Source organism: Bartonella bilalgolemi (assembly GCF_023500045.1).
GTDB classification, from domain to species: Bacteria; Pseudomonadota; Alphaproteobacteria; order Rhizobiales; family Rhizobiaceae; genus Bartonella; species Bartonella bilalgolemii.
In genome coordinates this window covers 115,619-131,032 of the sequence record NZ_JAMCOF010000003.1, presented here as the reverse complement: position 1 = coordinate 131,032, position 15,414 = coordinate 115,619, and the positions used below count along the sequence as shown (strand labels likewise).

Sequence of the window (15,414 nt, the reverse complement as noted above, 5' to 3'; positions counted from 1 at the left end):
CCTCAATTATGCTTTATAAGTTACAGCCTTAACGGCTTCGACAATTTCAGCAATATTTGGCAAAGCCAATTTTTCAAGATTTGCTGCATAAGGCATAGGCACATCTTTTCCAGCAATTGTAGCAATTGGTGCATCAAGATAATCAAAAGCTTGTTGCATAACACGTGTTGCTATTTCAGTGCCAACAGATGACTGAGGATAGCCTTCTTCAATTGTTACCAAACGACCTGTATTTTTAACTGAAGCAATAATTGTTGGTAAATCCATTGGACGAATAGTTCGTAAATCAATTAATTCAGCATCAATACCAAGCTTTTCAATTTCCGGCAATGCTTGAACCGCATAATGCATTCCAATTCCAAAAGAAACAATTGTTACATCCTTACCAGATTTATGGATCCGTGCTTTGCCAATAGGTAAAATGAAATCATCCATCTTTGGAACTTCAAACTGATGACCATAAAGAATTTCGTTTTCTAAGAAAATAACAGGATTATCATCACGAATAGCGGCCTTAAGCAAACCCTTAGCATCTGCTGCATTATAAGGCATAATAACCTTAAGGCCTGGCACATGACTATACCATGCAGCATAACACTGCGAATGTTGAGCACCAACACGCGCAGCAGCACCATTGGGACCACGGAAAACTATAGGAGTAGACATTTGTCCACCAGACATATAACGAGTTTTTGCCGCTGAATTGATAATTTGATCTATCGCCTGCATAGCAAAATTAAATGTCATAAACTCAACAATAGGACGTAAACCTCCAAATGCAGCACCAACACCCAACCCTGCAAAACCATGCTCTGTAATAGGTGTATCAACAACTCTGCGTGCACCAAATTCTTCTAATAAACCTTGACTGACTTTATAAGCACCCTGATATTGTGCTACTTCTTCCCCCATTAAGAAAACTGTCTCATCGCGCCGCATTTCTTCAGCCATAGCTTGATTAAGCGCTTCACGTACTGTCATCATAATCATTTCTGTGTTTACAGGAATATCAGGATCAGAAGCAATTTCAAAAATAGGTTGTACCGGGACTGATAGCATAGTAGCAGCCTCTCCTCCTTGTGATTTTTTTAAATTTTGTGAAATATTTTCAGCACTTTCACCTTCTTCCAATAATACTGCAATAACAGTATTAACCTTAACATTTTCAGTACCTTCAGCTACAAAAATTCTACCAACAATACCCTCATCAATAGCTTCCACTTCCATTGTTGCTTTATCTGTTTCAATTTCAGCAATCACATCACCAGAACTAACTTTATCACCTTCTTTCTTAAGCCATTTAGATAGCTTACCTTCTTCCATTGTTGGCGAAAGTGCCGGCATTAAAATATCAATGGGCATACTTACTTCCCCTGTTTTAAACTAGAATATCAGTATAGAGTTCAGAAGAATCTGGCTCTGGGTCATTTTGTGCAAAATCGGCTGCATCAGCCACAATTGCACGTACTTCTTTATCAATAAATTTTAAATCATCCTCACTTGCCCAACCTTGTTTAATCAAACGACTTTTTACTTGATTAATCGGATCGTGCTCAGATTTTATTTTCTCTACCTCTTCTTTTGATCGATATTTCGCTGGATCAGACATAGAATGGCCACGATAGCGATAAGTCTGCATATCAAGAATAATTGGTCCTTTACCTGAACGTGCCCAAATAATTGCTTCATCAGCAGCCCCTTTCACTGCACGAACATCCATACCATCAACGGCAATGCCTGGAATCTCAAAAGAAAGACCCCGACGAGAAAAATCAGTCTCTGCAGATGCACGTGAAACAGATGTTCCCATAGCATACTGATTATTCTCAATAATATAAACAACAGGAAGCTTCCAAAGCGAAGCCATGTTAAAACTCTCATAAACTTGTCCTTGATTTGCAGCTCCATCACCAAAATAAACTAATGTCACATTATCTTTACCAAGATACTGATTCGAAAATGCCAAACCTGAGCCAATTGGAACCTGCGCACCAACAATACCATGTCCCCCATAAAAATTTTTTTCCTTAGAAAACATATGCATCGAGCCCCCCTTCCCTTTGGAAAAACCACCCTGACGCCCCGTTAATTCTGCCATCACACCACGTGGACTCATACCAGCAGCTAACATATGACCATGATCACGATAAGATGTGATAATTTGATCACCTACTTTTGTTGCTTTTAATGTACCGGTAATAACAGCTTCTTGTCCGATATAAAGGTGACAAAAGCCACCAATCAAGCCCATACCATACAGTTGTCCTGCTTTTTCTTCAAAACGCCGAATCAAAAGCATTTCACGATAAGCATCAATTTCTTCTTCTTTGGTGAAATTAGCTATCTTTGCCGTTTTAGTGGTATCTGATGATGTAGCATACACTGTCGACATAGAATTTTTTTTAGCCTGTCCTACCATACTTAAACTCCCTTCGATGATTATTAGAAATAACCTCTACGAATAAAAGTTACAAGCATTATAAATCAGTTCAAACTATACTATAGTAACTGTTAAAATATCTTTTTTAGCTTAATTAATTTCTAGTGCATTCAGATCAGTAGGAGAAATTAAAATTGTTAGCTCATTAGGCTTGGAAAAATTTAAATTTTTCCGCACATACTCATCGAGCATATCCTTCTCAATATGCCCATCACGTAAAAGAGAAATACGTTTTTCAATAGATATCCGCTCAGTTTTTATTTGATGAAGTTCTTCTTTTAACTCAATGATATGTTGATTAATTTTGCTACGTGAATAAAGTCCATATTTTCCATGATAAATATGATAACTAAAATAACTCACCACTCCCACTGTTATCAGTGGTAATATAAAGCGCGCTTTTATTGATCTCTGTTTTTGTTTTGTCCACATACAGCACAGTCTTGTTAATATTTGTCTCAACTATGCATTACTTTAATTAACACCTCATTACCAAAACAACCATATACAAGTAATCTATTGCTATTTTTAAGCTATCTTACCATAATAAAGCTCTACTAATGTGTAATTTTATTTCCATTTTTGTCAGTAAAGCTTCCTGCTAAAATAAAGACAAAATCAATAATCGCCCAAACTGCAGTAACTATTAACCCTACAACTGATAAAGAAAAAACAAGCATTACAATACCAGTTCCAACTTTACCAACTATAAAGCGGTGAGTACCAAATATACCAGTAAACCAACAAATAAGTGCAAGCATCAATTTTAATTGCTTTGTTTCCCTTTTTAAGATCGGAAATACAGACCTAACAACTCCACCTTCACATACAAAATCAAGATAATCGCCAATTTGTGGTGGACTTTTTCCTAACCAATCCCAAATTGCAAATTGATAACGCTTACCATCATCACCTGATATAAGACAAACGCCCTGTTCTTGGCTAATAACTATACCCCTCATTCTTACCTCTCAAAAAAATTGGTACATTAAAATGCTGTGCATAAATACTTAAATTTATCAGTATAAATTATATTTAAAATACAATGTTTTTCTATCTTTCTGCTAAAAACCATTAATGATAAAAATTACCTGCATAACGAGCCTGTGTTCCTAGCATTTCTTCAATACGAATAAGTTGATTATATTTCGCCAATCTATCCGAACGCGCCAATGAACCTGTTTTAATTTGTCCACAGTTAGTTGCAACTGCAAGATCCGCAATCAGAGAATCCTCTGTCTCACCTGAACGATGAGAAATAATAGCACGATAACCTGCTTTATGGGCTATTTCTATAGCATCAAGAGTCTCACTTAAAGTACCAATCTGATTCACTTTAATAAGAATAGAATTAGCCGCACCCATTTTGATACCATTGCGTAAACGTGCTGAATTTGTGACAAACAGATCATCACCCACTAGCTGACATTTTTTACCAATCGAATCGGTCAGCAACTTCCAACCCTCCCAGTCATCTTCAGCCATCCCATCTTCAATTGTAATAATAGGATAAGTCTCAACAAGTTGAGTCAAATATTTTATCTGTTCTTGTGTACTACGATATTTATTCTCACCTGTGTAAAAATATGAACCATCTTTATAAAACTCTGTTGAAGCACAATCTAAACCAATAGCAATTTGTTCGCCCGGTTTATATCCACATGATATTATAGAATCTAAAATAAAGTCAATTACTTGACTAGCATTCCTAAGATGTGGTGCGAAGCCACCTTCATCACCAACATTGGTATTATAGCCTGCATTTTGCAAATGTTTTTTTAACATATGAAAAACTTCAGCACCATAACGAACTGCTTCCTTCAGTGTAGGTGCCCCAATTGGAATAATCATAAATTCTTGAAAATCGATTGGATTATCAGCATGAACACCCCCATTCATAATATTCATCATTGGAGTGGGAAGAACATGCGCTTGCGTACCACCAATATAACGATACAAAGGTAAGTTTAATGATTCTGCTGCGGCTTTTGCAACTGCCAATGAAACACCAAGAATAGCATTAGCACCAAGACGAGCTTTATTAGGTGTTCCATCCAAAGCAATCATTGTTTGATCAATTGCTCTTTGGTTTCTTGCATCTTGTCCGATAAGGGCCTCAAAAATTTCACCATTAACTGCAGCAACAGCATTTTCAACACCTTTACCTTGATAACGTAGACCACCATCACGAAGTTCTAAAGCTTCATGCGCACCCCTCGATGCTCCTGAAGGAACAATAGCACGACCAAAAGCTCCATCTTCTAAGTGAACATCAACTTCTACAGTTGGATTACCGCGGCTATCAAGAACCTCACGCCCAATAACACCTACAATTACAGTCATACGAAGTCCCTCATCCAACGAAAATCTTTATTAACTTTATCCACAAATAGCATAATGCTAAAATACTTCCTATGCTCGATATTTAATTTGTTCTTTTTGCTAAACAATCAAAATCTATCAAAATTTCAAGTAACCTGTATAAATTATCAATTTTGATCATATTCAAACCATCAGACGGCGCATTATCTGGATCTTGATGTGTTTCCAAAAAAATACCGGCTACTCCAATAGAAACGGCAGCACGTGCTAATACTTCAACAAACTGACGTTGTCCACCAGATGAACTCCCTCTACCACCTGGCTCCTGCACAGAATGCGTAGCATCAAAAATAACAGGAACACCAAATGAACGCATAATTGGCAATGAACGCATATCAGAAACTAGACGATTATAACCAAATGAAGTGCCTCGCTCACAAAGCATAACGTTAGGATTACCACTTTTAGTTACCTTTTCTAAGACATTTTCCATATCCCAAGGAGCTAAAAATTGTCCCTTTTTAATATTAATAACACGTCCCGTTTTAGCTGCTGAAACTAAAAGATCTGTTTGACGACATAAAAAAGCTGGTATTTGTAAAACATCTACAACTGAAGCAACTGCCATACATTGCTCTTCTGTATGCACATCAGTCAAAACTGGACATCCAAATTCCTTTTTAAGATCAGAAAAAATAGCTATTGCTTTCTCAAGACCAATACCACGTGTCGCACTTAAAGATGTTCTATTGGCTTTATCGTAACTAGATTTATAAACAAAGCCAATACCAAACTGATCAGTAATTGTTTTAATCCGTCCCGCCATTTCAAATGCATGATCTCGACTCTCCATTTGACAAGGACCTGCAATTAAAGAAAGCGGTGCTTCATTTGAAAAAATAACATTTCCAACTTTAACGGTGATGTCTGATTTAAACATTTCATTCCTCGAAAGTAGGCAAATAAATTTATAAACTACCCTAACTTACTTTGCTTTATAGTAGCTTTAATAAAAGAAGAAAAAAGTGGATGAGGATCAAATGGACGCGATTTTAATTCTGGATGATATTGAACACCTATAAACCATGGATGATCTAGATATTCTACTGTTTCTGGCAGCATGCCATCTAACGACATACCAGAAAAAATTAATCCACATTGCTCTAGTCTATCTTTATAATGAATATTCACCTCATAACGGTGACGATGCCGCTCGTAAATCTTTGTAGTGCCATAAATTTTTGAAATATGGCTACCTTTTTTTAATTCAGCCACAAAAGAACCAAGACGCATTGTGCCACCAAGATTTCCAAATGCAGTGCGCTTTTCAAAAACATCTCCCTTAAACCATTCGGTCATTAAACCCACAACTGCATCTTTTGTTTTGCAAAATTCACTTGATGAAGCATTTTTAATATTTGCGACATTGCGTGCAACCTCAATACAGGCTAATTGCATACCCAAACAAATACCTAAAAAGGGAATCTTATTCTCTCGTGCAAATCGAATCGCTTCGATTTTACCTTCTGCACCACGCGCGCCAAAAGCTCCAGGAACCAAAATCCCATGAACTTTTTTTAAATAAGATGTAGGATTTTCTTTTTCAAAAAGCTCTGCTTCAATCCACTCAACATTAACCCTTACTTTATTTGCTAACCCACCATGTACAATCGCCTCGATAAGAGATTTATAAGCATCTTTCAAACCAATATATTTTCCAACAATTGCAATTGTAACTTCTCCTTCAGGATGATGAATCCGATGTGTAATATCTTCCCAACAATCCATTTTTGGCTCAGGAGCACAATCAATTCCAAAAGTAGAAAGAACTTGCAAATCTAAGCCTTCTTTATGATAGGCCATAGGCACATCATAAATCGTTGGAACATCTAATGCCTGAATAACCGCACTTGGACGAACATTACAAAAAAGCGATAGCTTGTGCCGTTCTGCTTCTGGAATAGATCGATCTGTACGTACTAAAAGAATGTCAGGAGCAATACCAATTGCTCGTAACTCTTTAACGGAGTGTTGTGTAGGCTTTGTCTTTAATTCTCCTGAAGAAGAAATGTAGGGCACTAATGTAAGATGTACATAAATAGCACTTTGCCTTGGCAATTCATTATGCAACTGACGAATTGCCTCAAGAAAAGGCATAGCCTCAATATCACCAACGGTTCCACCTATTTCACACAAAATAAAATCAAACTCTTCATTACCTGTAGTAATAAATTTCTTAATTTCATCTGTAACATGTGGAATAACCTGAACAGTTGCTCCTAAATAATCACCACGCCGTTCTCGTTCAATGATATTGCGATAAATACGCCCAGTCGTAATATTATCTTGGCTATTCGTAGAACAGCCAGTAAAACGCTCATAATGGCCAAGATCAAGATCTGCTTCTGTACCATCATCAGTAACAAATACTTCACCATGTTGATAAGGCGACATTGTTCCTGGATCAACATTTAAATAAGGATCAAGTTTTCGGATCCGTACGTGATAACCACGAGCCCGAAGTAATGCGGCTAAAGCTGCCGCAGCAATGCCTTTCCCAAGAGAAGAAACCACACCACCAGTAATAAAAATATAACGTGCCATGGGATTGTGATGATAAATAATTCATGATGATTTTTCTAGTAAAAAATGAAAAAACAATCTTTAATTTCACAAAACAAAAATGCGGAAAAACAATACCTCATAATGATCTATATCAATTTTATATAAAACCACTTAGGCTTATTATTTAGAAATCGAATTACCCACTGGTGGAGGAAGTGGATCTTCATTTTTAGGTACAGTTAAGCCATTTTGTTGTTGAGAAGATGCAGGAATACCACCCAATTGATCAATAATAGAAGGCTGAACTTCATCCCCGGCTGATGGTGTACTCTCTGACGTATTCTCTTTTGTTGAATTTTGTCCCGAGTTAATTGGAATACGATTGAGAATATCAGAATCAGAATTTGATAAATTTCCAACCACAATAAGTCCAATTGATATTGCGAAAAAACAAATTGCTAAAAGAGTCGTCAAACGCGTCAATGCACTTTTGGTACCACGGGTATTTATAAAGCCTGAACCACCACCAAATCCACCGCCTTCCGAAGGCTGAAGTAACACAACACCAACCAAAGCAATAACAACCAAAAAATGAATAACAATTAGTACTGTTTGCATAAATTTTGCTCTTTATAATTACTCACAACTACCTACACACAAATTAAGTATAATCCAAGAGGTAATTATGATTTACTCCTTATAATCTACGATAAACATCGCAAATATTTAAAAAATCAACTGCTTTTAAGCTTGCTCCACCAATCAAAGCACCATTAACATGGGGAATGCTCAAAAGCTCAAATGCATTAGACGGCGTTACTGATCCACCATAAAGCAAGCGTATTTTATACCCATTATCACCAAAGCGAAAGCTAATCTTTTCACGAATAAAATTATGGATCTTCTCAACATCTGTCAAAGTAGGAATTTTCCCGGTACCTATAGCCCACACCGGCTCATAAGCGATAACTGTATTCTTTCCTGTTGAACCATCTGGCAAAGAATCCTCAAGCTGCTGTTTGATAACGTCAAATACCTTATCATCTTCACGTTCCTCTAACGTCTCACCAATACAAACAAGAGAAACAAGACCTTCTCGCCATGCAGCTTTTACTTTAGCACAAACAACAGCATCATTTTCATGATAGGCTATACGGCGTTCTGAATGTCCAATAATAACATAACTAGCTCCAGCCTCTTTAAGCATAAATGCTGAAACATCTCCAGTATAAGGGCCATTCCTGTTAAAATGGCAATTTTGTCCTCCTAAAAGAAGCTTTTCATCATGTAATATATCAGAAGCACGTGACAAAAGTGTGGCTGGAACACAAATAAGTGCCTCAAACAAACGACCCAAATCAGAGCTAACACCAGCAGCAATAGCCCGCAGCTCTCCAAGAGATTCGCCTGTTCCATTCATTTTCCAATTTCCAGCAATCAAAGGTTGGAGATCCGAAGCCATATTTTCACCTCAAAGGCTATCTTAATACATTTTTTTGCGTTAAGTATCAAATTATACAACAAAAGCAAGTCTTTAAGCTTGCATCTTCTTCATCTTTATTGCAAATTCTATCACTGTTAATAATCAATATACCCAATTATAGGATTAATTGAATAATGCTTGAAACCATAAGAAATGCTGTAAATTCTTGGGTTGCCAAGATTTTTCTTACCACTTTGCTTTTATGCTTTATATTTCTATGGGGTGTACCACAATTGCATATAATGAATGAAAAGGAGCTGCTTACTTCTGGAAAATCTACAATAACTGTTGATAATTATCGTCTCGCACTTGCTGATCAAAGTTTACGTTTAGCTATTACTTCTCATCTTGGACGAATGTTTACACCAGATGAAATACAGAAATACAAAATTCCCATTTTTGTGCTAAACCAATTGCAACAGGATGTCCTTTTTGATGAACAAGCGCGTAAAATGAAAATTAATCTTTCAAAAGATATGCTAGCCCGTATCATTGGTAACGACAATATTTTTCAACGTAATAGAGCCTTTAATCGCGATTTATTTCTCAACTATCTCCAACAACTAAATACTAACGAAAGGAATTTCTTAAATTATTATACAAAAAAAGAAAAACGTAATCAGCTTATTTTAGCTTCACTATCTGGTATGAAAACACCAAATATTTTCTACAAAGCACTTGCTACTTATTACGAAGAAAAACGCATCGCTGATTACCTCGTTATAGATCTAAAAAAAGAGGAAAAAGTTGCTGATCCTGATCAAGAGATATTAGAAAAATGGTTTGATACTCACAAGAAAAAATTTCGTGCTCCAGAATATCGTACTGTCTCTTTATTATCTATAACATCAGAGGAATTTTTAAAACCACAAGACATCTCAGTAAATGAAATACAGATTTATTATACTCAAAATGCTTCGCGTTTTATTATTCCTGAAAAACGTATAATTGAGGAACTGCGTTTCTCTACACGCGAAGCCGCTGATAATGCAGCAAAAAAAATAGCCGAGGGCTTAAGTTTTGATGCCTTAGTTAAAGAAGAGAAAAAAAACCTCAGTGATATAACGAAGGGACCTCTAGCAGAAAATGAACTTCCTAATCATTTAGCATCTGAGATTTTTGAGCTCGAAAAAGGACAAATTAGTGCTGTCATTAATGATCTGCAAGGTCCTGTAATTATTCGCGTTGCCCATATTACGCCTTCAACTCAAATTCCCCTTCAAAAGGTAGAAAAGGAGATTCGCCAAAGACTTGCCAAAAACTATGCTACAACTCATGTACGTAATAAGTATACAGAAATTGAAAATGCTCGTTTTGAAGGTGCTTCTCTTGTAGAGCTGGCAAAACAATATAAATTGCCTCTACGCAAAATTACTATTGATAAAACAGGAAAGACAACTGAAGGAATATCACTCACAGACTTACCTCAAAAAGATATTTTATTAAATGCTATTTATCAATCAGATGAAGGTATTGATATGGACCCACTTTCTCTTCCAGAAGGAGGATATCTCTGGTATCAAGTAGATACGATTATTCCTGCCCGTGATAGAACACTTTCAGAAGTAAAACAAAACGTTATTATTCAATGGAAAGAAGAAGAAATTCAGCGTCTTCTTGATGAAAAAGCTCAAGATACTCTCAAACAACTAGCTAAAGGAAAAAGTCTTGATGCTCTTGCAACGGAGCTTGGTATTATAAAACAAACAACTCCAGCTCTGCGACGCCAAGACTCATCACAAATCTTCGGCGTTGAAGGAGTTAAAGCACTTTTTTATGGCACCAAAGATCATTACGGCGTAGTAAAAGGCGTAAATGCAGCAAATCGTATTGTTTATAAAATAACGACATCAATCATACCTGAAGATATTACAGCTCATACTCTTTTACCTGATATACGTACTAATATAGATATGATGATAAGAGAAGATTTAAAATTAGAAATGTTACAAGCTGCAAATAAAGAATATCCTATAGAAATTAATAACTCTAATTACACTCGGATTTTCAATAATTTTCAATAAAGTATTAAAATTATAATTTTTTCTTGTCTAAATATATATATTCGTCTACCCCAATGGTCACATTTATCATAAACTATTGATATAATATACATCAATTTGGTTTTATATAAAGATCTTCAACGAAACCTTAATTATCCTTGTGATGAATAATTGCTGAATATAAAGAGCAATAACGGCTAACTAAGTAAAAGATATTATAATTATTGTAGTTGTTGATCTATTTTACCCCTTTTATATTCTTTTTAATTTTCTTGAATAGCTTCCTAATAAATGAATTAGTATTGTATAGTATATTTCAACTGAAAAACTAGTCTAGAGAATCCTACTTTAAAAAACTTGTGCTAAATAAAAGGTCATGATAGAATTACACGTTATATTAAATAATTAGATATTAATCCTCAGAGTAGATTCTAATCAAACTAAATATATCGAACATGCTCTTTTTCAGAAATGATCATAATTTTAGTAAATAACTACCAATCACACACTATTATCAATTACATCTCCCTAACCGAAATAACAAACATTACGAGCTTTCCCAAATATTGAGAGATTGGTAAGTATCCGAAATTATACTGCAATAAAAAGAATAATATAACTTGTCACTGAGACTTACTCCCTATTCAAAAAAGTATTAACTAAAAACATATAGGGAAAAGAAAATAGCTCGAAACTTGTAGAACAATAGCTTTAACTTTCAATTTAGGAAAACTTTCTCTAATTATTTATCCCTGTATATTAATTAGTGCCTCTTCGTTTCAAGTTCTATAAAAAAATCCGATAAACCTATACTCTTCCTCCTCAGCATAACTTTTTCTTGACTTAATACTAGCAGAGCATAATTTACGCTTTTTTGCATTATCATTAGTAATATTAATATTATTTTTCTTCAAAACTATACTCGATTTACTTACCTTTTTAGAAAAATTTTCTTGACTTGATATGTACAAATTTTATCTCTTATAGCTTGTAATACTCCTATTCCCATAAACATAACAAGCGAAATCATTACTACAATTAGCTTTAGCCACTTTAATTTATAAAAGAGGAAATTATAAACTAATATAACTAATATATATATGACTCTTAATCTTCAACTGCTTCATTCATAAATCTGCTATTTTATTGAAGAGTACTTATTCCTTCCTAGAATATTAACGATAAAAAACAAAAAGTATTTTATTGCTTTTTTTTAAATTTTAAGTGTATAATGCTAAAATAATAATCCTAATACAAGCCTATAATATTGATAAGCATGAAAATAGTTCTTTCTATATAAACGAGAATGATATTTATGCATTATCTCAGACCCCAGAAAAAAACAATTCAACCTCCAAAGAGTAGTTAAAGTACTATATCTAAGTTTTTATTGTTACTCATCCAAATAAAATAACAAAATCATCATCAGCTCACCTCATTTTTTTGAATTTATAAATCATTTAAAATCATTAAAAATGTTTTCTTTTTTACGACTCACTTATATCATGCGTCTATATGAGTAATTGCCTTTTTTAGCGTAATTTAGCCTTAATAATAAGGAGGTCTTCATAAAAATGGACTATAAACAAAATTTAGCTGAAAATCATCAAAGAAAATTACAACGCGGATTGGGCAATCGCCATGTACAACTCATTGCTATCAGCGGTGCTATTGGAACCGGTCTATTCATGGGTTCAGGAAAAACAATTAGTATCTCTGGTCCTTCAATCATATTAGTTTACGCCATTATCGGTTGCGTTCTTTATTTTGTAATGCGCGCTATGGGAGAATTGCTTCTCTCAAATACAGAATACCAGTCTTTTATTGATTTTTCAGCTCATTTTTTAGGACCAAAGATTGGATTTTTTATCGGCTGGACTTATTGGTTATGTTGGATTGTAACTGGAACAGCAGATATTATCGCAATAGCCAATTATGCACAATTTTGGTGGTACGAACTTAATCCATGGCTTCCTGTTTTCATCTGTATTGTTTTCTTTTTAATATTTAATCTTGTAGCAGTAAAATTATTTGGTGAACTTGAATTTTGGTTTGGCCTTATTAAAATTGTAGCAATTTTAGCATTAATCGTTATTGGATCTTATATGATCTTTATTGGCTTCATTTCTCCACATGGTACCGTTTCTTCTCTCCGTAACGTGTGGAATGATGGAGATATTTTCCCTCGAGGTATTGCAGGTTTCTTTGCCGGATTTCAAATTAGTATTTTTTCTTTCGTGGGTATTGAACTAGCTGGAATCACTGCAGCTGAAGTCAAAGAACCGGAAAAAGTCCTGCCAAAAGCGATCAACTCAATCCCTATCCGTATCGTACTCTTTTATATCTTTTCTCTCATTGTAATTATGTCAGTTACACCTTGGAATCAAATTGCTGCAGATAAAAGCCCATTTGTCGATATGTTTTTGCTAGCAGGTATTCCAACTGCTGCTGGATTAGTTAATTTTATTGTTCTCATATCAGCTGTATCTTCTGCAAATAGTGGAATTTTTTCTACTAGCCGTATGATATACGGTCTTGCTACTAGACAGGGAGCTCCTAGTTTTTTAGGAAGACTTTCTAACAATTATGTTCCAGCTAATGCACTGTTCTTCTCTTGTTTATGTGTCTTATTAAGTTATACACTTTTGTTATTATCACCAACAATTATAAGCGCTTTTACAATTATCACCACCATTGCAGCAATTTTATTTATATTTGTATGGTCTATAATTTTAATCAGTTATATGATTTATCGTCGCAACTATCCTATGCAGCACATTACTTCTACCTATAAAATGCCAGGAGGTACTTTTATGTGTTGGATTATTTTAGCTTTCTTTGCCTTTATTCTTTTTTTATTGACACTAGAATCTGATACCTTAACAGCTTTAAAATGCACTCCACTGTGGTTTATTTTCTTAGGAATCATGTATTCTATTTTTGGAAAAAAAGACTCTATCAAAAAAAAAAGAAACTTATACATCAAATAAATAAAGGATAATTTCTTTTACTCTTCTGTATAATCTATCACTTTCGGATTAACTCAATATACAATTTAATTGTGCTTCTTATTAACTAAACCACCAGATTTAATTGATCGTATCATAGTACGAATTCTTTTACCAACTTCTTCAATAGGATGGACATTATTTAAACGACGTATACTTTTAAGACGAGTTGCTCCAGTTTTATATTCTTGTATCCAATCTAATGTAAATTTACCTGTCTGAATATCCTTCAAAATACGCTTCATTTCAGCCTTAGTTTCACCAGTAATTATACGTGGACCAGATATATACTCACCCCATTCAGCTGTATTGGAAATTGAACGATTCATATTGGAAATACCACCTTCATAAAGAAGGTCAACAATTAATTTAACTTCATGTAAACATTCAAAATAAGCTATTTCTGACGCATAACCTGCTTCTGTAAGTGTTTCAAAACCTGCACGAATAAGCTCAACCAGCCCACCACAAAGCACAACTTGTTCACCAAAAAGATCCGTTTCACATTCTTCTCTAAACGTGGTTTCAATCACACCAGCACGTCCACCACCAATGTTACAAGCATAAGACAGTGCTATATCATGAGCTTGTCCCGAATTATCCTGTTCAATTGCAATTAAACAAGGGACACCACCATAACGTTGATATGCACTACGTACCGCATGACCAGGCCCTTTGGGTGCAACCATTACAACGTCGACTGTTTTTTTAACTTTAATTAAGCTAAAATGAATATTAAAACCGTGAGCAAAAGCAATTGCTGCTCCATCACGTAAATAATCATGAATAGAATCTTTATAAATATCCGCTTGCAATTCATCAGGTGCTGCCATCATAATGAAGTCTGCCCATTTTGCTGCATCAACAACATTAACAACTTCAAAACCGTCTGCTTCAGCCTTTTTAACTGTTGCTGACTCTGATCGCAAAGCAATTTTCAAATCTTTAACACCAGAATCCTTAAGATTTAATGCATGTGCACATCCTTGAGAACCATAACCAACAATAGCCACTTTCTTCTTTTTAATTAAATTAACGTCTGCATCACTATCATAATAAACATGCATAACAATACTTCCTTATAACCATATTTAAATTTAAACTCGGAAATTTTATGGGTAACAAGCAATCTCTTCCCCTTAAGTACTTTTATATCTCGCAGATAATCACATCATCGCTTATAAGCTTATAATAAGATGAAATTTAATAAATTTAAATTTTCATATTGCAAACAACAAATTATACATTTGAAAAAATGTAAAAGTATATTTAGATCTAAAAATAAAATTTAGTGATGATTTTATAGCAACTAATATAATATGCAAAATAATATTGATAAAAAATAATAAACTATCCTATTCTAAAAATACCTTATCCTTCTTAATATATATTCTACCATCCATTTTTACTATAAAACGCTCGCCTATTAGCGAATAGTAATAAAATAATTTTTCATACAAGTTATAACTGTGTGAGTGGAATTGAGTGAATCTTTGAAAGAATTTTCCTTTCAGCAAAAACAAGAAACTACACTTCTGAACCAGCGTCTTTAATTACTGCATAAAAAACTTTTTGTAGTAAAAATGTCTAATA

General features: G+C 34.5%; 12 protein-coding genes. 2 read left to right on the top strand and 10 right to left on the bottom strand.

The features are described 5' to 3' along the window. Window positions 1-6 precede the first annotated feature (6 nt). From M4Z11_RS02885 to tpiA, 9 genes are all read right to left on the bottom strand, one after another. The gene (locus M4Z11_RS02885) at window positions 7-1,362 is read right to left on the bottom strand and encodes a pyruvate dehydrogenase complex E1 component subunit beta (protein ID WP_249675983.1); all 1,356 of its coding nucleotides are present in this window, start codon (window positions 1,360-1,362) and stop codon (window positions 7-9) included. 16 nt (window positions 1,363-1,378) lie between these two features. Further along, window positions 1,379-2,419, bottom strand: a complete 1,041-nt coding sequence (pdhA, locus tag M4Z11_RS02880) for a pyruvate dehydrogenase (acetyl-transferring) E1 component subunit alpha (RefSeq protein ID WP_409337881.1) — start codon at window positions 2,417-2,419, stop codon at window positions 1,379-1,381. Window positions 2,420-2,530: 111 nt separating this feature from the next. Further along, window positions 2,531-2,872 (bottom strand): FtsB family cell division protein, encoded by a 342-nt coding sequence (locus M4Z11_RS02875; RefSeq protein ID WP_249675981.1) that lies wholly within the window; start codon window positions 2,870-2,872, stop codon window positions 2,531-2,533. A gap of 125 nt (window positions 2,873-2,997) precedes the next feature. Continuing rightward, window positions 2,998-3,402, bottom strand: a complete 405-nt coding sequence (locus tag M4Z11_RS02870) for a TM2 domain-containing protein (RefSeq protein ID WP_249675977.1) — start codon at window positions 3,400-3,402, stop codon at window positions 2,998-3,000. A gap of 112 nt (window positions 3,403-3,514) precedes the next feature. Further along, window positions 3,515-4,783: a phosphopyruvate hydratase gene (gene eno / locus M4Z11_RS02865; RefSeq protein WP_249675974.1), complete on the bottom strand. Its 1,269-nt coding sequence runs from the start codon at window positions 4,781-4,783 to the stop codon at window positions 3,515-3,517. 82 nt (window positions 4,784-4,865) lie between these two features. Next, a complete protein-coding gene (gene kdsA, locus M4Z11_RS02860; protein WP_249675971.1) occupies window positions 4,866-5,702 on the bottom strand; it encodes a 3-deoxy-8-phosphooctulonate synthase in 837 nt (278 codons plus the stop codon). A gap of 35 nt (window positions 5,703-5,737) precedes the next feature. Further along, the gene (gene pyrG, locus M4Z11_RS02855; protein ID WP_249675969.1) at window positions 5,738-7,366 is read right to left on the bottom strand and encodes a CTP synthase; all 1,629 of its coding nucleotides are present in this window, start codon (window positions 7,364-7,366) and stop codon (window positions 5,738-5,740) included. Between the two features lie 141 nt (window positions 7,367-7,507). Beyond that, on the bottom strand, window positions 7,508-7,945 hold the full coding sequence (gene secG / locus M4Z11_RS02850; RefSeq protein ID WP_249675966.1) for a preprotein translocase subunit SecG: 438 nt from the start codon (window positions 7,943-7,945) through the stop codon (window positions 7,508-7,510). 79 nt (window positions 7,946-8,024) lie between these two features. Next, entirely contained in the window at window positions 8,025-8,789 is a 765-nt protein-coding gene (gene tpiA, locus M4Z11_RS02845; protein ID WP_249675965.1) for a triose-phosphate isomerase, read from the bottom strand. Window positions 8,790-8,944: 155 nt separating this feature from the next. Between tpiA and M4Z11_RS02840 the strand changes: the two genes are divergently transcribed. Continuing rightward, entirely contained in the window at window positions 8,945-10,834 is a 1,890-nt protein-coding gene (locus tag M4Z11_RS02840; protein ID WP_249675962.1) for a peptidyl-prolyl cis-trans isomerase, read from the top strand. Window positions 10,835-12,387: 1,553 nt separating this feature from the next. Next, window positions 12,388-13,803 carry an amino acid permease gene (locus M4Z11_RS02835; RefSeq protein ID WP_249675958.1) on the top strand — a complete coding sequence of 472 codons (1,416 nt, stop codon included), beginning with the start codon at window positions 12,388-12,390 and terminating at the stop codon, window positions 13,801-13,803. Between the two features lie 65 nt (window positions 13,804-13,868). Here M4Z11_RS02835 and ilvC read toward each other — a convergent pair whose 3' ends face one another. Next, window positions 13,869-14,888: a ketol-acid reductoisomerase gene (ilvC, locus tag M4Z11_RS02830; RefSeq protein ID WP_249675956.1), complete on the bottom strand. Its 1,020-nt coding sequence runs from the start codon at window positions 14,886-14,888 to the stop codon at window positions 13,869-13,871. Between the last annotated feature and the right edge of the window lie 526 nt (window positions 14,889-15,414).

Bases quoted from the DNA above. Each gene is read 5' to 3' on its own strand.
- M4Z11_RS02885 (WP_249675983.1), bottom strand. From the start codon at position 1,362: ATGCCCATTGATATTTTAATGCCGGCACTTTCGCCAACAATGGAAGAA.
- pdhA (WP_409337881.1), bottom strand. From the start codon at position 2,419: ATGGTAGGACAGGCTAAAAAAAATTCTATGTCGACAGTGTATGCTACA.
- M4Z11_RS02875 (WP_249675981.1), bottom strand. From the start codon at position 2,872: ATGTGGACAAAACAAAAACAGAGATCAATAAAAGCGCGCTTTATATTA.
- M4Z11_RS02870 (WP_249675977.1), bottom strand. From the start codon at position 3,402: ATGAGGGGTATAGTTATTAGCCAAGAACAGGGCGTTTGTCTTATATCA.
- eno (WP_249675974.1), bottom strand. From the start codon at position 4,783: ATGACTGTAATTGTAGGTGTTATTGGGCGTGAGGTTCTTGATAGCCGC.
- kdsA (WP_249675971.1), bottom strand. From the start codon at position 5,702: ATGTTTAAATCAGACATCACCGTTAAAGTTGGAAATGTTATTTTTTCA.
- pyrG (WP_249675969.1), bottom strand. From the start codon at position 7,366: ATGGCACGTTATATTTTTATTACTGGTGGTGTGGTTTCTTCTCTTGGG.
- secG (WP_249675966.1), bottom strand. From the start codon at position 7,945: ATGCAAACAGTACTAATTGTTATTCATTTTTTGGTTGTTATTGCTTTG.
- tpiA (WP_249675965.1), bottom strand. From the start codon at position 8,789: ATGGCTTCGGATCTCCAACCTTTGATTGCTGGAAATTGGAAAATGAAT.
- M4Z11_RS02840 (WP_249675962.1), top strand. From the start codon at position 8,945: ATGCTTGAAACCATAAGAAATGCTGTAAATTCTTGGGTTGCCAAGATT.
- M4Z11_RS02835 (WP_249675958.1), top strand. From the start codon at position 12,388: ATGGACTATAAACAAAATTTAGCTGAAAATCATCAAAGAAAATTACAA.
- ilvC (WP_249675956.1), bottom strand. From the start codon at position 14,888: ATGCATGTTTATTATGATAGTGATGCAGACGTTAATTTAATTAAAAAG.